The sequence below is a fragment of the Neobacillus niacini genome, assembly GCF_046591715.1.
Taxonomy (GTDB): domain Bacteria; phylum Bacillota; class Bacilli; order Bacillales; family Cytobacillaceae; genus Neobacillus; species Neobacillus niacini_L.
Map to the genome: position 1 here is coordinate 646,537 of NZ_JAWVNQ010000001.1, position 19,034 is coordinate 665,570.

General features: G+C 38.6%; 17 protein-coding genes. 13 read left to right on the forward strand and 4 right to left on the reverse strand.

What is annotated here, in order from left to right; all coding sequences use genetic code 11:
- Window positions 1-63 precede the first annotated feature (63 nt).
- Complete coding sequence (locus SFC47_RS03320) at window positions 64-1,311, forward strand: NAD(P)-dependent malic enzyme (protein ID WP_411252820.1); 1,248 nt, start codon at window positions 64-66, stop codon at window positions 1,309-1,311.
- Window positions 1,312-1,443: 132 nt separating this feature from the next.
- Here SFC47_RS03320 and SFC47_RS03325 read toward each other — a convergent pair whose 3' ends face one another.
- Window positions 1,444-2,733 carry an MFS transporter gene (locus SFC47_RS03325; protein WP_411252821.1) on the reverse strand — a complete coding sequence of 430 codons (1,290 nt, stop codon included), beginning with the start codon at window positions 2,731-2,733 and terminating at the stop codon, window positions 1,444-1,446.
- Window positions 2,734-3,006: 273 nt separating this feature from the next.
- On the opposite strand from SFC47_RS03325, the gene SFC47_RS03330 reads away from it, so the two are divergent.
- The 11 genes from SFC47_RS03330 (at window position 3,007) to SFC47_RS03380 (ending at window position 14,243) form a co-directional block, all read left to right on the forward strand.
- Window positions 3,007-3,822 (forward strand): IclR family transcriptional regulator, encoded by an 816-nt coding sequence (locus SFC47_RS03330; protein ID WP_411252822.1) that lies wholly within the window; start codon window positions 3,007-3,009, stop codon window positions 3,820-3,822.
- A gap of 336 nt (window positions 3,823-4,158) precedes the next feature.
- The gene (locus SFC47_RS03335; RefSeq protein ID WP_411252823.1) at window positions 4,159-4,692 is read left to right on the forward strand and encodes a cupin domain-containing protein; all 534 of its coding nucleotides are present in this window, start codon (window positions 4,159-4,161) and stop codon (window positions 4,690-4,692) included.
- A 122-nt stretch (window positions 4,693-4,814) separates the two neighbouring features.
- Window positions 4,815-5,738, forward strand: a complete 924-nt coding sequence (locus SFC47_RS03340; RefSeq protein ID WP_411252824.1) for a VOC family protein — start codon at window positions 4,815-4,817, stop codon at window positions 5,736-5,738.
- A gap of 37 nt (window positions 5,739-5,775) precedes the next feature.
- The gene (locus SFC47_RS03345) at window positions 5,776-6,567 is read left to right on the forward strand and encodes an SDR family oxidoreductase (RefSeq protein WP_411252825.1); all 792 of its coding nucleotides are present in this window, start codon (window positions 5,776-5,778) and stop codon (window positions 6,565-6,567) included.
- Window positions 6,568-6,598: 31 nt separating this feature from the next.
- The gene (locus SFC47_RS03350) at window positions 6,599-8,287 is read left to right on the forward strand and encodes a thiamine pyrophosphate-binding protein (protein WP_411252826.1); all 1,689 of its coding nucleotides are present in this window, start codon (window positions 6,599-6,601) and stop codon (window positions 8,285-8,287) included.
- A gap of 13 nt (window positions 8,288-8,300) precedes the next feature.
- Window positions 8,301-9,746 carry an aldehyde dehydrogenase family protein gene (locus SFC47_RS03355; RefSeq protein ID WP_411252827.1) on the forward strand — a complete coding sequence of 482 codons (1,446 nt, stop codon included), beginning with the start codon at window positions 8,301-8,303 and terminating at the stop codon, window positions 9,744-9,746.
- A gap of 16 nt (window positions 9,747-9,762) precedes the next feature.
- Complete coding sequence (gene nadX, locus SFC47_RS03360; protein WP_411252828.1) at window positions 9,763-10,548, forward strand: aspartate dehydrogenase; 786 nt, start codon at window positions 9,763-9,765, stop codon at window positions 10,546-10,548.
- Between the two features lie 37 nt (window positions 10,549-10,585).
- The gene (locus tag SFC47_RS03365; RefSeq protein ID WP_411252829.1) at window positions 10,586-11,887 is read left to right on the forward strand and encodes an aromatic ring-hydroxylating oxygenase subunit alpha; all 1,302 of its coding nucleotides are present in this window, start codon (window positions 10,586-10,588) and stop codon (window positions 11,885-11,887) included.
- A gap of 21 nt (window positions 11,888-11,908) precedes the next feature.
- On the forward strand, window positions 11,909-12,418 hold the full coding sequence (locus SFC47_RS03370; protein ID WP_411252830.1) for an aromatic-ring-hydroxylating dioxygenase subunit beta: 510 nt from the start codon (window positions 11,909-11,911) through the stop codon (window positions 12,416-12,418).
- 34 nt (window positions 12,419-12,452) lie between these two features.
- Window positions 12,453-13,241, forward strand: a complete 789-nt coding sequence (locus SFC47_RS03375; RefSeq protein WP_411252831.1) for an SDR family NAD(P)-dependent oxidoreductase — start codon at window positions 12,453-12,455, stop codon at window positions 13,239-13,241.
- 174 nt (window positions 13,242-13,415) lie between these two features.
- Window positions 13,416-14,243, forward strand: a complete 828-nt coding sequence (locus SFC47_RS03380; protein ID WP_411252832.1) for an alpha/beta fold hydrolase — start codon at window positions 13,416-13,418, stop codon at window positions 14,241-14,243.
- Between the two features lie 218 nt (window positions 14,244-14,461).
- Here SFC47_RS03380 and SFC47_RS03385 read toward each other — a convergent pair whose 3' ends face one another.
- A complete protein-coding gene (locus SFC47_RS03385) occupies window positions 14,462-15,190 on the reverse strand; it encodes a metallophosphoesterase (protein ID WP_411252833.1) in 729 nt (242 codons plus the stop codon).
- 279 nt (window positions 15,191-15,469) lie between these two features.
- Between SFC47_RS03385 and SFC47_RS03390 the strand changes: the two genes are divergently transcribed.
- Window positions 15,470-15,652, forward strand: a complete 183-nt coding sequence (locus SFC47_RS03390; RefSeq protein WP_411252834.1) for a Fur-regulated basic protein FbpA — start codon at window positions 15,470-15,472, stop codon at window positions 15,650-15,652.
- A gap of 234 nt (window positions 15,653-15,886) precedes the next feature.
- Here SFC47_RS03390 and SFC47_RS03395 read toward each other — a convergent pair whose 3' ends face one another.
- Together SFC47_RS03395 and SFC47_RS03400 are read right to left on the reverse strand one after the other, a co-directional pair.
- Window positions 15,887-18,136, reverse strand: coding sequence for a cell wall-binding repeat-containing protein (locus SFC47_RS03395; RefSeq protein WP_411252835.1), 2,250 nt, complete (start codon window positions 18,134-18,136; stop codon window positions 15,887-15,889).
- Window positions 18,137-18,167: 31 nt separating this feature from the next.
- Window positions 18,168-18,908: a hypothetical protein gene (locus SFC47_RS03400; RefSeq protein ID WP_411252836.1), complete on the reverse strand. Its 741-nt coding sequence runs from the start codon at window positions 18,906-18,908 to the stop codon at window positions 18,168-18,170.
- Window positions 18,909-19,034: the final 126 nt, after the last annotated feature.

The following is a 19,034-nucleotide window of genomic DNA, read 5'->3' on the forward strand; positions in this document are numbered from 1 at the left end:
TTTTTGAGATAGCCATTTTTTCTAAAATAACCATAATATATTTAACATAGGGAGAGACACAGGATGTCAACTTTACGTGAAGAATCTTTAAAGATGCACAAAGAAAAACGAGGAAAGCTTGGTGTTCACTCGAAAGTCGCAGTAAAGAACGCAAACGATTTAAGCCTTGCTTATTCACCAGGCGTTGCAGAACCATGCTTGGTGATTCATGAGAATGAAAGCAAAGTATATGAATACACGATGAAGGGTAATCTTGTTGCCGTAGTTTCAAACGGAACGGCTGTACTCGGACTTGGAAATATAGGCCCTAAAGCAGCAATGCCGGTAATGGAGGGAAAAGCATTGTTATTCAAATCATTTGCCAATGTAGACGCATTCCCTCTTTGCTTAGATACAACTAATCCTAACCAAATTATCGAGGTTGTCAAATTGCTTCAGCCTACATTTGGCGGGATTAATTTAGAAGATATTTCTGCTCCTCAATGTTTTGAAATTGAAAAAGCATTGCGAGAGGTCTGTAATATCCCAATTTTTCATGATGATCAACACGGTACTGCAATCGTAACAGCTGCTGGATTAATCAACGCTCTTAAATTGGCTGATAAGAAAATTGAAAATATTCGTGTTGTGATAAACGGCGCGGGTGCCGCAGGTGTGGCGATTATTAAGCTGTTACTTCATATGGGTGTAAACGATGTTATTTTATGTGATACAAAAGGAATCATATATGAATCCCGTCCTGAAGGAATGAATTCATTTAAAGAAGAAATTGCACGTATTACTAATAAAGAACAACTACAAGGGACATTAGCAGATGCGCTGGTGGGAGCAGATGTGTTTATTGGGGTATCCGCTGCAGGTGCTGTAACAAAAGAGATGGTTCGTTCCATGAATCAATATCCGATTATTTTTGCAATGGCCAATCCGGTGCCAGAAATTATGCCGGAGGATGCAAAAGAAGCGGGAGCACATGTAGTTGGGACAGGCCGCTCTGATTTCCCGAATCAGGTGAATAATGTACTTGCATTCCCAGGGATATTCCGCGGTGCTTTAGACGTTCAAGCAAAAGAAATTAATGAAGAAATGAAACTGGCAGCAGTGTATGCTATTGCTGGCTTGATTTCAGATGAAGAACTCCATACTGACTATGTCATCCCCGATCCATTTGACCGCAGGGTTGCTGCCCATGTAGCTGCGGCCGTTGCAAAAGCTGCAATTGAAACGGGTGTAGCACGAAAAATTGTAAATGTAGAAGATATCAAAAAGCGTCTATTAACATTTCAAGATGAAAAGCTACCTGCTTTTGTATAAACCCGAGGCATTATGTTATAACTAAAAATCCCCTTTCATATGACCTTAAAGGAACTAACCTAGACGGTCAAATGAAGGGGGATTTATCAAGTTGTTATCTTACAGTTTTTTATTATTATTGATATCGTACATTTAGGCATGACTTTTTTGCGTAGGGAGAGGCGTTGAATAAAGTTCAGATGCCTCTTTTTTAATCGTAAATACATAAGCGGCCAAACCTAAAATAGATGCCAAAATTAGCATAGCAATGGATGTACTGAAGTCCCCGTTAGAAATGTCACGAAGCCAGCCCATAATATAGCTTGAAAAGCCGCCCATAATATTAGTGAATCCCATTAAACCTGCTGCCCGGCCGGCTGTTTCTGGTGTTGAGTATTTTACCATAAGCATATTACTCAGATGGAACACTCCGCCCTGGCAACCCATTGCGAGACCCATACAAATACCTGCCATAATGGAATTTGGGATAAAAACCGCCATTGTCAAAAAAAATGTTGTCATGGAAAATAAAATCGTTGCCATTAAACCTGGGCGTCTTGTCTTATCAGCAAGAAATCCGCATGATAGGACAAATCCAAGTGCAATTAACCAGGATAGGGATGTGATGCTTGACATTCCTTTATGTTCGAAGCCTTTTGCTTCCATAAGATATGTCGGGAGCCAAATACTAATTCCGAAGAATAGGAAAGAACACACAAGCATACCGAACCAGACAATCCAGAAACGGTAATCCTGAACAAAACTCTTATTCGTAGACGTGATTCCCACTTTTTCTTCATCATCCCTATGACGGATAAAAGCCAGTTCTTCTTTACTAACCCGTGGGTGCTCTTCTGGTTTATTTCTTGTCAGAAAGATAAACATTGGGATATTAATAAATAAGTTAAATGCCGCTAGAATAAAGAATGCTGACTGCCAGTGGAGTGATGAAATAATGAGAGTCAATACAACTGCCCCAATCGCAGGACCTAAATAGTTTCCAGTAAGCCAAGATGCCTGCGCACGTCCTAGTTCACGTTTATTAAACCAGGAGGAAATAAATTTACCGGATACCGGAATCATCATCCCTTCGCCAAAACCGAGAATAATTCGACTCAGTAAAAATATCTCATATGAAGTAGTGAGACCTGACGAAATCATGGTAAGCGTCCAAATGGATAAACCAGCAATAGCTGTATTTCGCGCACCAAATTTGTCAATAATGAAGCCCCAAAATAGATTGGATACCCCATAAGCAATCGTAAAAACAAACGAGAGAAGACCAATTTTTGTATTTTTGTCTACTCCTGTTATCCCTAGAGCATTCAAGAAATCTGGATCAGTTTGAATAATGGAAATACCAACCTTATCAATTTGGCCAAAGAACCAGAAGAAAAAAATTGGTACAGTAATGTATAGCCATCTTTTTTGTCCTTGCAGCATAATATCTTCTCCTCGTTTAGATGCAAACAATAATTAATGCGCTTACAATTGGAAAATATGTTTTGTTGATAAAACATTTTTTTATATTTTAACGATAAAATAAGTATAATTGTTTGTCAATTTAATATTTTGACTTATTGAATTTAATTTCATACAAATATATAATTTATTTATTAACGATGTTTTACATATGAAATAAAAAAATAGATAATGATCAGTTTCTCCTCTATTTTAAGGAGCTCTAAAGGAGTAAACTACGGGAGGAATACTCGGATGGTAAGCGAAGAAAAAGAAAAGTATAGTGCCAATTCTTTAGTAAGAGGATTAGAAATCATAAAGCTTTTTAATGAAGAACAATCGAGCTTGTCACTTTCAGAAATCGCGAAAAAGCTTGGCGTAAGCAGAACGGTACCATATCGTTTATTATTTACACTTCAAAATTTGGGTTACCTGTCTCAGGATGAAAACACAAAACATTATAAATTAACTCCAAAAGTGCTTGAATTAGGTTTTAGTTATTTAAACAGCTTGAAATTCCCAGAAATTGCCCAGCCTTATATGGAAAAGCTGCGTGATGAAATCGGTGCTTCAATTCATTTGTCAATTTTGGATGGACAGGAAGTGGTTTACGTAGGAAGTGCTCCTGTTCGGGGGATATCCGCTATCAATGTGAACATTGGCATGAGGCTGCCAGCTCACGCAACAGCCAATGGAAAATTATTGCTTGCTTATCAGTCAAAAGAAACTCTAATGCAAATGTTCCATGTCTCAAACCTAACACCTTATACGGATAAGACACTTATAACACCGAGTGAGTTTCAACAGCAATTAGAAACAATTCGGCAAACAGGATATTCAATTACTAGTGGAGAATTCCTTCCTGGTATTCGATCTGTTGCAGCGCCGATTTTTGATAGAAGTGGAGAAATTTTGGCCGCTTTGAATGTAGTAGCTACAGAATCGGCTTACAAAGAAGATTTTATGGATAAAATTGCCTTGCCAAAAGTACTGGAGGTTTCCCAATTACTATCGAATTATATGGGATACAGCGGAGGAATTCCGAAAGCACTTAATCAAAAAAATGTCTGAAAAAACAATTGATTTTAACTAAAAAAGAATATTCTTTTATCAAAAGTGTGGATACCCATCCTAGGGTATCCACATTTTTTTGTTGTAAAAAAATAAATTTTTTTACTGTGGGTAAGTGTTACGACATAAAGCTCCTAATCGATAAGTTACTTCTGCTTTTGTAAATGACTAAGGCCTTGGATCGTTCAAAAATGGTGATTTAAAATAAAAACCTTTTAAATTTTCTAAAAACTAATCTTGACAATAAAATGATTCCATTCTAGAATTGGTTTATAGATAAAACATTGTTTTATATATGAAACAAATACACGAAATGTATAAAGGGAGGATTTATAAATGACAAAAGAAACATTTTCGGTTAAAGAATTTGAAAAAAAATATGTGGCTAGATTGGAAGACCGTACCCTTGATTGGAATGTTCTGAAGTTCCAAGAGGAAATTGACCCAGCGTATAGACGTGCACAAATGCGATATATTGGACGAGGCGCTACTGCGAATAATGATTCAAATGTAATTGCAGCGGAACATTTTACATTAAGTACAATGGTGCTTCCTCCAGGATGTATCGGGCCGTTACATCTCCACGATGATGTAGAAGAAGTATTTTTTATTCTTGAAGGAGAAGTTACAGCGTTAATTCAGGAGGACAGCAACAGTGAAGTTCATGAAATTAAACTGAATGCCAGAGACTGCATCAGCAGCCCACCTGGAGTATATCGCGGGATCCGAAATGATGGGAAAGAAGAGGCGCGTATGCTCGTTATGCTTGGAGCAGTGAAGCCTAATTTGCCAACCTATCCAGAAGGCAGTGCACTTGAAGAACTGCGTAAACAACGTGCTATAGAACGAGAAGCAATCATAAAAGGCTGATAAATAAAATAGAAAAGTTACAGCTGCATTATGAAAAATAATGCAGTTGCCTTTTCTAGATGAACAAAAATTGAAAGCGCTATCAAGTGAGCGGGATATCTGTTTAATGGGAGGTATACAAAGTGCTTGGAATTACTCATTTACGACATATTAGTTTAATTACCTCGAATTTTGATGAACAAGCAGAGTTTTATGAAAAGGTTTGGGGTTTAGATAGAGTGGATGTTCCAGATGAAAAAAATATAGTTTACTTTCGCGGTGCAGGACCAGAACACCACATTGTAAGCCTTCACAAAGGAGAAAAGCGTGGTTTGCACCACATTTCATTTGGGATGGTCGATAAAAACGCTGTGGATCGTGCAGCAGAAATATTAGAGTCAAAAGGTGTACGTATAATCCAACAACCAGGGTATTTGGATGAGGCGGGAGCTGGATATGGACTTCGGTTTGTGGATCCAGAAAATCGAGTAATAGAGCTTTCGGCTTGGGTGGAAGTCCAAACATCCATTTGGAACAACAAAAACGTAGATCCTGTGAAATTGAATCATGTTGTTATGAACACAAAAGACTTAGACATGATAGTAAAGTTTTATACAGATGTACTTGGTTTTAAAGTAACGGATTGGAGTGAACACCAAATGTCATTCTTGCGGTGCAATCGAAAACACCACTCGATTGCATTCAATCAAGATACACATGCTTCAGTCAATCACATTGCTTACGAAGTTGATTCAGTTGATGAACTAATGCGTGGCATAAGCAATGTTCGAAATGCTGGCTATCGTGAATTATGGGGGCCAGGACGTCATGGACCAGGAAACAATATTTTCTGTTATTTCCAGGACCCAGGAGGTTTCGTAATAGAGTATACATGCTATCTTGAAACGATTGAAGATGAGTCTGAGTGGAGAGCGCGTGTATGGAAACGTGTACCGCATTTAATGGATCAATGGGGTATTGCAGGACCGCCGAGACCTGAAGCCCGAAAAGCAATGGGAGGGGATCCCGATCCAGGCTGGGTTGATGCAGCAGTAGACGTTCGTTAAAGTGACGAAACAAGAAGCTAAATAAAGGGGTGACGAAATGGACTTAGGTTTGAAAGGAAAAGTTGCTGTTATTATGGGAGGCACATCAGGTGTCGGATTAAAAGCAGCCGAAATGTTTTTAGGTGAAGGCGCAAAAGTAGCAATCTGTGGAAGAAACGAACAGCGCATGGAAAATGCTCAACATCAATTGCATTCGTTTGGGAACAAGGAAGATATTTTTGCATCAACTTGTGATGTAACCTCTAAATCAGATGTGGAATCATTTATTAACAGCACATCAGAGAAATTTGGCGGAATTGATATATTAGTAAATGCTGCTGGACAAAGCGTGATGGGATATTTTTTTGATATTACAGATGAACAGTGGCAAGAACAAATTCAATTAAAATATTTTGCTATTATCTATGCAGTTCGTTCTGCCCATCCACACCTTGTTAAAAGAGGCGGCGGACGGATAATAAATATTAATGCAACACTTGCTAAAGAGCCTGAACGTCACATGGTAGCGACTGCTGCTACACGTGCTGGTCTATTAAATTTAAGCAAAACTCTGTCTCAAGAACTGGCTTTAGACAATATATTAGTGAATTCAGTCAGCCTCGGACTAATTCGGACTGATCAATGGGAGCGCAGAAGATTGAAAAATGCTCCTGATATGGATCCGGAAGAATATTATAGAGATCTTTCGAAAAAACGAAATATTCCACTTGGCCGTGTGGGTGAAGCGGAAGAGGTTGCTAGTGTTATTTTGTTTCTCGCTTCAGACAAAGCGAGTTATGTAGCTGGCTCGACGATTGAAACAGCAGGAGCGTTAGGAAAAGCGCTTTAATAATATGACTAAACAAAGGTAGGATATCAAAATGAAAAAACTAGAAGAGATAGAGTTTACAACAGCTGATGCCATTGTAAAAGAGCTAGTTCGTGCAGGTGTAGATGTCGCTTTCGGTATTGTAAGTATTCATAATATGCCTATCTATGATGCCATTCTAAGAGAGGGAAGCATTAAGCTTATCTGTTCACGTGGAGAGAGCGGAGCAGTCAATATGGCAGATGGTTATGCGCGTGCGACTGGAAAATTAGGTGTTGTGATTACAAGTACAGGAACAGGAGCAGGTAATGCAGCCGGTTCTTTAGTAGAGGCTTGGGCTGCCGGTGTCCCACTTCTTCACCTTACGGGAGAAGTTGCATCTCCATATCTTGGAACAGGTAGAGGATACATACACGAATGCAAAGATCAACTCTCGATGATGAGCGGTGCATGTAAAAATGCTGTACGGCTTAGAAGGCCGGAACAAACAGCTGCAGTAGTAAGAAAGGCGATTCAAGAGGCGTTAACTGCACCGGCTGGACCGGTATCACTGGAAATTCCGATTGACTTTCAATCTGCGATTATAGAGGATCTATCTCTTAGCGGTGTACAAGTTGCAGAGTGTAAACAACCATCATCGGTATTTGTTCCCGAACAAGCAGTTACAAAAATGGTTGAAGCGCGCCGTCCAGTAATTTGGGCAGGGGGTGGTGTTATCACTGCTAATGCTTCACATGAGCTTCAACAATTAGCAGAAATTCTAGGTGCTGCAGTTATTACAAGTCAATCAGGAAAAGGTTCGATTCCAGAAGACCACCAACAATGTATTGGACACTATGCTGCATATGAGTCCACAAAAGAGTTTTTGCGTAATGCGGATTTATTAATCAGCGTAGGTGTTCGTTTTAGAGGGAATGAAACGTCCAATTGGAAAGTACCTGTGCCAGAAGAGCATATTGCAATTGATGCGGATTGGCAGGCAATCAACCGAAATTATAAAGCGACAGTTGGTTTAGTTGGCGATGCAAAAGATTTGTTAGCGGCCCTCGTGCAAAAGCTCGAAGAAAAATCAGTTTCTGCAGCACCTTTATATATAGAAGAAGTACGTTCCCTAAGAGATGAAGTGCGCGCACAACTTCGTGAAACGCTCGGACCCTATGAGCAATTTGTAGATGGAATGAGAGAAATATTACCGCGCGATACGATTTTAGTTCGTGATGTAACTGTTCAGGCAAATGTTTGGGGAAGCCGTTTATTTGAAATTTATGAACCGAGAACTTCCATTCATGCATCAGGGGGTGGAATTGGTCAAGGTCTTCCGACAGCAATTGGTGCCCAAATGGGCTGTCAAGATAAAACAGTTGTGCTGATGGCTGGAGATGGCGGGTTTATGGTCAATGTCGGAGAAATGGTTACGGCAGCTGAAGAAAACTTACCAATTATCATTGTATTGTTTGATGACTCAGGCTACGGAGTTCTTCGCAATATCCAAGACGCTGCATATGGACGCCGAGTAGCTGTAGATTTATTGAGTCCTGATTTTGTTAAGCTTGCTGAGTCCATGCACTTTGCTGCTGTACGGATTGGTTCTGGAGAAGAATTTGTTAGCGAACTAAAAAAGGCAAAAGAAAGACGTAAACCGTCGATGATCGTTGTCGATATGGAAGCTGTTGGGCCAATGGCCAAACCATTTGGCGGACCTCCAGGAGCATCGGAAGCCTTTAAACCCAAAAAAATATAAAGGAGGATTGAAAATGATTTCGACCTATCCAGTGGTTTCAGGAAGATACCTCGTTAATGGTGAATGGAAAGAAATAAATGAAACTATCGATGTGATTAATCCTGCCAACACGTCAGAAGTAGTTGGCCAGGTGGCGATATGTTCTGAGGACAATGTCAATGAAGTGATAGAAATGGCAGAAAAAGCTTATGAAACCTGGTCTCGTACTGATATAAGAGATCGAGCAGCCCGCATGAACACAGCAGCAGAAGAATTGGCTAGTATTATCGAGGAAAATGTCACGTTATTTGTACGGGAAAATGGAAAAACACTTGTAGAAGCTAAAAAAGATTTACTTCGCTGTGTTGAGGTTATGAAAGGCTGCCCAAATGAGCTGCTTAACTGGTGGAAAGCAGAAGTGCTTCCAGGAAATCAAAAGGTTCAAGTTAGAAGAAGAGCAAGAGGCGTCACAGCAGTGATCACTCCATGGAATTCACCTATGATTTTAACATTTAAACGAGTAATCCCAGCTGTATTAGCAGGTAATTCCGTTGTTGTAAAACCTGCTACAAATTGTCCGTTAACAATTATGACTTGTTTAAAGGTAGTCGCAGAACATTTTCCACCAGGTGTCATAAATATTGTGACGGGTTCTGGAAAAGTAATCGGTGACAAGCTTTGCTCTGATCCCCGCGTGCGTACCGTCGCTTTTGTCGGCAGTTCTGAAACAGGAAAAGCTATTATGAAAAAGTCTGCAGGAAATCTCCAAAAGCTATATATGGAACTCGGAGGAAATGATCCGGCAATTATCTTGGACGATGCAAATATGGATGAAGCAGCGATCAAGCGACTGAAAATGGGTATTTTACGTGCAGGAGGGCAAGTATGCTCAGCTATTAAACGAGTGTATGTCCATGAATCTCGTTATGAAGAAGTTGTAAAAAAATTAACTTATGCGTTTGAACGGGTTGTTGTTGGAGATGGCATTCAGCCTGAGGTAACAATGGGTCCATTAAATAATAAAGCACAGTTTGAATATGTGAATGAGTTAATTGAACGTACAGTTAAGACTGGTGCAGAAGTAATTACTGCCGGTATTCAACATAATCCGGAATCGTGGGATCAAGGTTATTTTATGCTGCCTTCGATTGTTACAGGAATCGATCAGCAATGTGAAATAGTTCGCGTCGAGCAATTTGGACCAGTCATCCCTATTTTGCCTTTCTCTGATGTTGATGAAGCGGTAAAGTTAGCGAATGATAGTGAATTCGGTTTACGGGCGTCTGTTTGGACTGAGAACGAAGACTTAGCTATTGAGCTGGCCGACCGCCTTGAGGCAGGAGCTGTTTTCCATAATAATCATACTGTTTTTAGTGATATCGCTCTAGACTTTCCAGGTTTAAAAGAAAGTGGTGTTTCCCGCGAAACGAGACATTGTGGACTGGAATACTTTACAGATTCATACGGGTTTGCTGATTAGGGAAGGGTGAAAGGGTATGAAAATAGGGCTAATTGGGTGCGGTAATATCGGTAAATTTCTACTTCAGGCAATAAATAAGGACGGACTGCTTCCAGGTGGTAAAATCGTTTCGATTTTTGCACGCAGCGAAGAAATTGGAGCTCAACTAGCTGAGGAATTTGGAACAAAGTCATATCGAGATGTTGACGCACTTCTTCAATCTAATGTTGATCTAGTCATTGAAGCAGCGACCATTGAAGCCGCAAAAGCGTACGCATTGAAAGTGCTTATGGGTGGTAAAGATTTATTATTAAGCAGCATAGGAGTAATGGCTGATACTGCCTTTGAAGAAAGCATAGGCGAATTTTGCAGAAAGAATAATGTAAATGTTTACCTTCCGTCTGGTGCGATTGGAGGACTCGATGTACTTAAATCTGCAAAAGCCGTTAATGGACTTGAATCTGTGTCCATCACAACGAGAAAACCGCCAAGCGCATTGCCAGCAGGCGCATCATTAGAAAGAGAAACGATTTTATTTGAAGGTTCTGCTGCAGAAGCAATTAAGCAGTTTCCGAGAAATATTAATGTTGCGATAGTGTTATCTTTAGCTGGTCTTGGTTCTGAACAGACGAAAGTGAAAATTATTGCCGATCCAGATGTGTTGAAGAATAGTCATCTTATTGAAGCATCAGGTTCGTTCGGAAAACTTAAGCTTGAAGTAGAAAATGACCCGATGCCAGGCAATCCTAAAACAAGTTATTTAGCAGCATTAAGTGTACTGGCTACGCTGCAAAACAAAGACAAGAGTATTCTTGTTGGATGATGAATTAAGTGAAGCCCGTAGAGGGAGGGGTAGAAATATGCTTAAAACTGATCAATCATTAAAAGAAATGTCGAAAGACCAAGTAGTTAATTATTTGAACGAAAGTGTCAAACCGGAGGAAGGGGTAATCCCTGCTTATCTTCTAGGAAATCAAACTGTTTACGATTTAGAGCATGAAAAAGTATTTTTGAAAACATGGATTTTTGTCGGGCATGAATCTGAAATTCCGAACACAGGGGATTTCATGACACGGGAACTTTCCGGATATTCACTCATAATTACGCGTGATAAAGAAGGAGAAATTCGTGCTTTTTATAATATGTGTACCCATCGTGGAATGAAACTATGTCGTGCTGACAAAGGGAATAAGTCTTTTTTTACGTGTCCATATCACGGATATAACTTTAAAAATACAGGTGAGCTTGTTGGTGTTCCGCTTCAAAAAGATATTTATGGCGAGAACCTTGACCGTTCAGAAATGGGTCTGCATCAAGTGAAGCTTCAATCTTATAAAGGTCTTATATTTGGAACATGGAATCAAGATGCAGAGCCGCTTGAAGAGTTTCTCGGCGATTTCAAATGGTATTTAGATATCGTTGTAGGACGTGCAGAAATGGAAGTGATTGGGGCACCGCAACGATTTATTGTGAACTCTAACTGGAAAATCGGTTCTGATAACTTTGTTGGCGATTCCTACCATACGATGGTCACACATGGTTCAATTGCAAAACTAGGGATGGTGCCAAACGCAACGTATTCAAAGCGTGGTTTTCAAATTCACACTGAAAATGGACATGGGCTAAACCTTGGAACACCTAACCCTGACTTTGCCTTCCCGGAAGAATTAATAGATGAATATAAAAATAATCTATCTGAAGAACAATTTGAAGTGTTATCAAACTTGAAAAATATGATTGGTAATGTATTTCCGAATCTATCATTCTTAATTTCCCATACCAAAATAAAAGGCAAGTTAATCTCTAACACTTCAATTAGAATGTGGCGTCCACTTGGTGTTAATAAGATGGAAGTGATTGCCTGGATGCTCGTTGAAAAAAATGCTCACAAAGAATGGAAGGATCGTTCGAGAGATTCCTTTATCTTGACGTTTAGCCCATCTGGTATTTTTGAACAAGATGATACCGAGGTATTTACCGATATTACGGAAGCCGCCCAAGGTCCAATGCCTTTTCAAAAAAAGCTAAATTATAACTATACAATGGGTCTTCATCGCGAACCGGTTGAGTTTATCGGACCAGGTGTTGCATACAATGATAAATTCACAGAAGCGGCACAGCGTAATTTCTACAAATATTGGCTGGAATTAATGACGAAGTGATGAGCAGTAGGGGGAAGTAAAATGAATTTTGAAAATATGCTGGCAAAATGTGAGTTTGAACAGTGGTTGTTTGATGAAGCACAATTACTTGATGACATACAATTTGATGAGTGGTTTCATTTAATGCACTCGAGCTTGCGTTATCAAATGCCTGTGCGTGTTAATAAAGAAGGAGTAGAACGTCCAGATTATTCAACTGAAATGTTTACGTTTAATGATGATATTGAGCTGTTAAAGCTTCGCGTGGAGCGTTTGAAAACGGATTATGCATGGGCGGAAATTCCTCCTTCAAGAACACGCCGCTTTGTCAGTAATGTCCGTGTGAAAGAGTTTGTTGAGGGTGAAAAGGCAGTTGTAAAGAGCTATTTACTGATCTACCGCAGCAGAAGCACAGATATTCATCATGATTTAATTTCAGGTGAACGAAATGATGAACTTTTATTTGAAGATGGTAAATGGAAACTTTCCAAACGGGTATTCATTGTAGATCAAACAACCATAAATACTAGAAATCTTGCAATCTTCGTTTAATGATGTATGAAAGATAATTAAAGAGGTGGAGACAATGGTAATGGCCTTAAAAGATAAAGTAGTGTTGATTACAGGTGGTGCTTCAGGGATAGGAGAAGCTGTGACACGCCGTTTTATACAAGAAGGAGCAAAAGTGAGCATTATCGGCCGCTCTATAGAACAGTTAGTGAAAATGAAAGATGAATTTGGTGAAGATATTCTAACCTTTCAAGGTGATGTAAGCAAATACGAAGACAATGAGCAAGCTGTCCAATCTACTGTTAGAAAATTTGGGAAGCTGGATGTTTTTATTGCTAATGCTGGTGTATTCGATGGTTTTGCAAAATTTGCCGAAGTGACTCCTGATGCTCTTTCAAAAGCGTATGATTACCTTCTCAATATAAATGTAAAAGGTTCTTTTTTCGGCGCAAAAGCAGCTCTTGAAGAACTGAAAAAAACAAACGGTAATATAATTTTTACTGTTTCTGGTGCGAGTTTCTATCCTGATGGCGGCGGCGTTTGGTACACAGCAAGCAAGCATGCTCAAATTGGATTGATGCGCCAGTTAGCATTCGAACTAGCACCTTCTATCCGTGTAAATGCGGTAGCACCAGGGGGCACACTGACTGCACTCTCGGTAATCGAGCCCTTAACTCCATTTGTGAAAATCGTTGATAATGATACGAAGGCAAGCAGAATTAAAAAAAGAAATGTACTTCAACTCGCCCAGATGCCAGAGGATCATGTGGCGGCGTATGTACTATTAGCATCCGACCAATCACGTGCGATCACTGGAGAAGTTATTTCCAGCGATGGTGGATTATCAGTGCGAGGTCTTGGCTAATTATAGAAATGAAAAATACAGACCTTTAGAAAAAATTCTAAAGGTCTGTCATTTGTGCATTTGCAAAAGCAGGGTAGATTCATATGGCATTGTCTGAACAGATAGACCCTGCCTATAAAGAAATACAATCGGTGGAATATTATTATTTTTATGTGAAGTCGGAGGGATGGCAGTATGCCTTACGTACAAGTAGGAGACTTGAGTATCTATTATCAAATGGAAGGAAATGGAGAACCATTAGTATTGCTGCATGGTATGAGTAATAACTCACAGTCATGGAAGGAACAAATACAGGTCTTAAAAAAGCATTTCACAGTTATTGCCTGGGATGCTCCGGGTTATGGGAAAAGTTCAGACCCAGCTGAAGAATTTAGATATTTTAATGAGTTTGCACATATTCTGAACGGAATGCTGGAGCAGCTGAAGTTGGAAAAGATCTATCTACTCGGTCATTCAATGGGAGCAGCAGTTGCACTAGAGTTTTGTATTCTATACGCAAATAAAGTCAAAAAGCTAATACTAGCTGACCCAACAAGAGGAGCCGCCGCTCTGGATCCAGAAGAGAACGAGCTGAAATTAAATAATCGATTATTTTCTATTAAAAATCTGCATCCTGAGGAGATAGCGGAAAAAAGGATTAAAGCATTGCTATCTCCCTATGCTACAAAAGAAGTGTTTCAGCGGGTAAAAGAGATCATGATACAGATTAGACCGGCAGGATATCGTTCGGTAGCATATTCACTTTATCATCAAAATCAGATGAAACTGTTATCCCAGATAGGTGTTCCTGCTCTTATTATTTGTGGTGAGTTGGATTCTGTTACTCCTGTAAAGGAATCGAGAGCGATTGATGAAGAGTTGCTAAACTCCCAGCTTGTCATTATTCCCAAAAGCGGTCATTTGTGCTATCAAGAAAAGCCTGAAGAGTTTAATTCAATTATTATTGAATTTCTCAACAAAGAGGAAGTGTTACAGGAGGCTTGCAAAAACATTGGAAAGTAACATAAAGAAATTGATCATGTATTCGTACATGCCACAGTAAGTAAGTGCCTTAGTGGAAAAGAAAATAAATTTACATTTAGTGGACCAACCAAATACTGGTGGTCCATTTTTTCTGGTTAGTAACTATATGAAATTTTATCGGAGCCATTTTGATAGGACAATAGTAAGGCTTAGGGAGGACCTTGTTTTTTTTGATTTATAAAAAAGAACATTACTATCTAATCTCCTTTATAAAGTCTATCCTTCATTTTTATTTCTTGTATTGGTAACTTCTGAACCTCAGTAGATTTGGTATCGTTAATGAAGTACGTTTGATTTGTGAGATTGATAAGAGAAAGTTTACCGTTAGGCAGGACTGAAGCTCCTGTGTCACAAGATATAAAGTTCCCAGCACGATAGACAGATGAATAAGGGGTATGGCCGTGAACCACCATGGAGTTCCCAATAGCTATTATTAATTCTTCCTTATTAACCGTATACATATCAGCTAATTCCATGAACGTACAATCCTCATGCTGTTTGGTGATATCCCGTGACAAGTCAATACCCGCGTGAACATAAACGAATTCTTCGTCACGATGGGTGAGGGGGAGATTTGCCAGCCAGACGAGATGCTCATTGCGTTCCGATATTCCATTAAAGTGAGTTTTCATTTCTTCAATAACTTTCAGTCCTCCGTATTGCAGCCAAATATGACTTTTCCCGCCAAAAATATATTGCCTCATCATAATCTCGTGATTTCCTAAGACAACAAAGATATTTTCAGGATTCTGTTCCTGCAATTTTTTGACAAACTTGATTACTTCAACGGAGTTCGGCCCCCTGTCAATTAAATCCCCGATTAATACCAGTTGGTCTTCCTTAGGATTAAAATTGGCAGAATCAAGTAAAGTTATAAATGAATTGTATTGACCGTGTATATCGCTTATTACAAATTTTCTTTTCATAGCTTTATCCATCCCATTGTGAAGTAGACTAGTATATTTCTAATTATAAAACTGCTTAATATGGTAAACAATCCTTATTCCAATTCTTGTAAATCTTATTTTAAAGTATATTCTATTTCTCGACTTTCCGATTTTCGGCAGACGAAAAATCTAATTCATACTTTACAGGTAGGAATTATAGGTTTATAATACAAGTAATTCATAAATATATTATTTCCAAACTGATTCCTATTGATAATTTTCCAACTAGGTAACTGAAATAATGAAGGAGTGGCTCTGATGAGAAAAAATGATGACAAAAAGCGGCAAAAACTTATTAATAAATTAATCTTTTTGAACGTATATCTCAAAGAAGATCAAAAGCTTTATGAGCTGCCACTATCGAAATTGGAATATGAATATAGGAGATATAAATTACAGAACCATCCACATGGTGAGTTTGGCTCTATTCAGTGGGTATAAAATATAGAATTAATTGAAAAATCCGGTAGAGCAAAGTAAGTGAGCAATCCAAACTTTAAAAGAAGCATGACCATATAAGCCTGGTAGGTATTTATCCTACCAGGCTTATATTTTTTAATAGGACATTGTAGTGAAGCGACGTATGTTGAGAAGTAGTCGCAGAAGAGTGCTGCACTTTCGTTCTAAGGGAAAAAGACCGAGAGAACCGTCCCCATGGTCTTTCCCCAAATACACCTATTTTAGTGTCTGAAATATAGTAGCCCTTGTATCATTAGGAATCACTTCATATCCTCCTAGAATAGTTACATCTGGAGTGGAAGGTAATTCTTTTTCTAAAAAGTACTTCAGGGAATCAGGTAAAGTAGAGGTATTATTTGTTAATAAAATAGGTGAGCCATTTAATGCGGCTAGAGCAGAACCAGGCAAGGCATCAATGAAACTAACTCCACTTGCGAAGTAAAGGGACCTTAGATTTAGCACACTCTGAAACCTGCGTGCAATGGCAACGCTTGTTTCATAGCGATTGGCTCCCGCTATTCTTTCAACATTTTTTACTCCCAAGTTGCTTAATTCTGCTTCTACTTTTGCTGAGATGGCACTCACCCCGCCAATAATAGTAACCTTTTGTACATTTCTATTTTGAATTATATCCCTAACTTCGGAAGGGAGGGCGTTTTGCTCCGTAAATAGAATTGGAAATTGCTTAATTCCTGCAAAGGGTGCAATTGATAGTGCATCTGGGGATTCTTTCCCTGTTGCAAGAATTAGTTCACTACTTTTACCAATTTCGTCAGCAACCTTTACAGAGGTATCATATCTGTTTTTTCCGGCAATTCGCTTTACACTATATCCTAACTTCTTTATCCGTAACTGTACTTCATTGGAAACGGCAGTTTCGCCGCCAATAATGTATACAGTTTTTGGTTGAAGGCGATTTAATTCTGAAACAACCTTATCTGGTAAGGTAGAACTCATTGTAAGTAACAATGGTCCTTGGAATTTTTTTGCTAGTACACTCCCAGTCAGAGCGTCAATTGGCAAATCCCCTCTACCTAATACAACTGCATTTGAACCCTTATTCCATCCAGTATTTGAGACCTGAACTCCTGTGTCATATCGATTTTGTCCATAAACCTCATTAAGATTGAAATTTTTCAGGTTGTTTCCTGCTACATAACCTGTTAATCCATTATTGAGCTGAACAGGGTACCAAACATAATTTTCTACAGTAACTGCAGGTCCGGTTATCTTAAGAGACGAACCTTTAGATAAGGTTTTTAACACTCTTCCATTTATAGATGCGGTCTCCCTAAAATTTACATTATTCGTAACAATTATCCCGATAGGACCAGATTCGAACTTGGCTGGAACGTTTGTGGTTAGGGTATTTCCATTTAAGGCTGTTGTATAATAATTCCAAGTTTCTTCTGTTTCATGAGAGAGCGCCCATGATCCAGTCCCTTTTATTTGGTATTGTGCAGGGAGTTTCAGTTTAGCTCTTATAGATTGTTCATTTTCATACCATATACTATAGCTGCCTTCGGTAAGTCTTGTGCTCCCTATAAAATATTCCTTACCTTTTGGGATCGTAAAAGTAGCATTAGGAGATTGAGTTTTTTCATCAAACTTTATCTTTCCATTAAATTGATTAACTATTGGAAGGATCCTTGTACTAGATATACCCATCCCTGTGATGAATCGATTGTCTAAATTCGGACCATCTAATTTCCATATTCTACCGAAGAATGGAAGGCCAACCACTATTCGGTCCCTAGAAACTCCTTGATTAATGGCATATATAATAGACCTTTCAAAAAAAGATTGACTTGATACGGGACCAATGGGGCTATCAGGAGATTCCCAACTCTCATCATAAGCCATAATCATTAAATAATCCGCATACTGAGATAACATTTTATAATCATAAAATCCATGCCAACCAGTATTCCAACCATTAGGATTAGCTGCGACTGCCACAGAAACTACTTTGTCTTTTGGGATATATTGACGTAACAGCCTTATGAAATCTGTATGTTCATTTCTATATGTATGGCCGACTCCTTCAATATCGACATTAATACCATCTAAATTGTATTTTTTAATAGCAGCAGCAATATCTTGTGCTAACTTTTCTCTATTATTTAACCCGTTAATTCCAGCGGTCCGATCCCAATGATTGGCTAAAAAAGGTGTTACCTTAATTCCGCGTTTATGCATTTCTGATATAAACGAAGTCTGAAGCTTCCAAGTTATATCTAATTCACCATTCGTAGTTATGTCAAAATAGTTTGGAGAAACAGCTTGCAAGGTTCCCTTTGTACGATCTACTTGAGAAATGTAAGTATTTAACCCACCGAAGAATAGATAAGACATATTATAAAATTCATTATTGAATGCTGCGCTCTGAGCTTCTAAATGATAGGTGTTCCGGAATAAGAAAGTAATTGAGAGCATTGATGCAAGAATTAGTTTCATTACCTTCATGGCGCCCTAATACTCCTTTCTAAATAAAGTTCTATTGATTAACATAGGAAATTTTAAATGTAAAATCTTTATCCGTAATAGATAGATCATACTGTAAATCAAGGTAAGAAAAGGAAGTACTTTTCATATTAGTTAAATCTGCGTTTGGTCCAACACCAATTCGGTTGAATAAAGAGTCTACATCGTGTATTTCCATACTTGGAAGGATGATAGTGATCATCTGGCTCCAACCTGTTAGCATGTTATATATATTATCTTGGGACTTTCCTTCACTACGCATTTCAAGGCTTTGGACATAGTTTTTTAATGTAGTTATGGACAATGAAATTTGGTCATTTATCCGTGTGCGATAGATTGTTTCTCCATTTGCTTCAACTTCTTCCAGCTTTTTAATGTATAAATTAGACATTTGTTCATCTGTAACAGAATTCCATCGTTCTTTGAAATTATGAAAAGGAAGCTTGGTCGAACCCTCAGGAGAGGCTATAATGCTGTCTTGTTGTCCATTCATCCCTTGATATTTCTGTTTCTCTTCATTCTGAGGAACTTCCTGTACATTGTTATTTTGTTCAATATCGCCATACTCTTCGACATTAGAGGGTTCTTCTGTTGAAGGGTTTTCGGAAGTTTTTTCTTCTGCCTGCTCATTACTTTGTGTAGATAATTGTTGATACTTAGTTGGATCTGGTTGTTGTTTCGTTTGGTTAGGTGAACATGCATACAGAAAAAATGGGATAATACTTATAGCGAGAGTTCTAAAAAAATAAGTCAAAATATCACCTGCTTAGAATTTTTATTAGTATTTAATTAAAGTGTTTTAAATATTAATAAGTAATCAAAGAACTACTATTCCAATGTCGATAGTAGTAACTGTAAATGATAGAAGTATAGACCTAAT

Coding starts and splice junctions, on each gene's coding strand:
- SFC47_RS03320 (WP_411252820.1), top strand. CDS start 64: ATGTCAACTTTACGTGAAGAATCTTTAAAGATGCACAAAGAAAAACGA.
- SFC47_RS03325 (WP_411252821.1), bottom strand. CDS start 2,733: ATGCTGCAAGGACAAAAAAGATGGCTATACATTACTGTACCAATTTTT.
- SFC47_RS03330 (WP_411252822.1), top strand. CDS start 3,007: ATGGTAAGCGAAGAAAAAGAAAAGTATAGTGCCAATTCTTTAGTAAGA.
- SFC47_RS03335 (WP_411252823.1), top strand. CDS start 4,159: ATGACAAAAGAAACATTTTCGGTTAAAGAATTTGAAAAAAAATATGTG.
- SFC47_RS03345 (WP_411252825.1), top strand. CDS start 5,776: ATGGACTTAGGTTTGAAAGGAAAAGTTGCTGTTATTATGGGAGGCACA.
- SFC47_RS03350 (WP_411252826.1), top strand. CDS start 6,599: ATGAAAAAACTAGAAGAGATAGAGTTTACAACAGCTGATGCCATTGTA.
- SFC47_RS03355 (WP_411252827.1), top strand. CDS start 8,301: ATGATTTCGACCTATCCAGTGGTTTCAGGAAGATACCTCGTTAATGGT.
- nadX (WP_411252828.1), top strand. CDS start 9,763: ATGAAAATAGGGCTAATTGGGTGCGGTAATATCGGTAAATTTCTACTT.
- SFC47_RS03365 (WP_411252829.1), top strand. CDS start 10,586: ATGCTTAAAACTGATCAATCATTAAAAGAAATGTCGAAAGACCAAGTA.
- SFC47_RS03370 (WP_411252830.1), top strand. CDS start 11,909: ATGAATTTTGAAAATATGCTGGCAAAATGTGAGTTTGAACAGTGGTTG.
- SFC47_RS03375 (WP_411252831.1), top strand. CDS start 12,453: ATGGTAATGGCCTTAAAAGATAAAGTAGTGTTGATTACAGGTGGTGCT.
- SFC47_RS03380 (WP_411252832.1), top strand. CDS start 13,416: ATGCCTTACGTACAAGTAGGAGACTTGAGTATCTATTATCAAATGGAA.
- SFC47_RS03385 (WP_411252833.1), bottom strand. CDS start 15,190: ATGAAAAGAAAATTTGTAATAAGCGATATACACGGTCAATACAATTCA.
- SFC47_RS03390 (WP_411252834.1), top strand. CDS start 15,470: ATGAGAAAAAATGATGACAAAAAGCGGCAAAAACTTATTAATAAATTA.
- SFC47_RS03395 (WP_411252835.1), bottom strand. CDS start 18,136: ATGAAGGTAATGAAACTAATTCTTGCATCAATGCTCTCAATTACTTTC.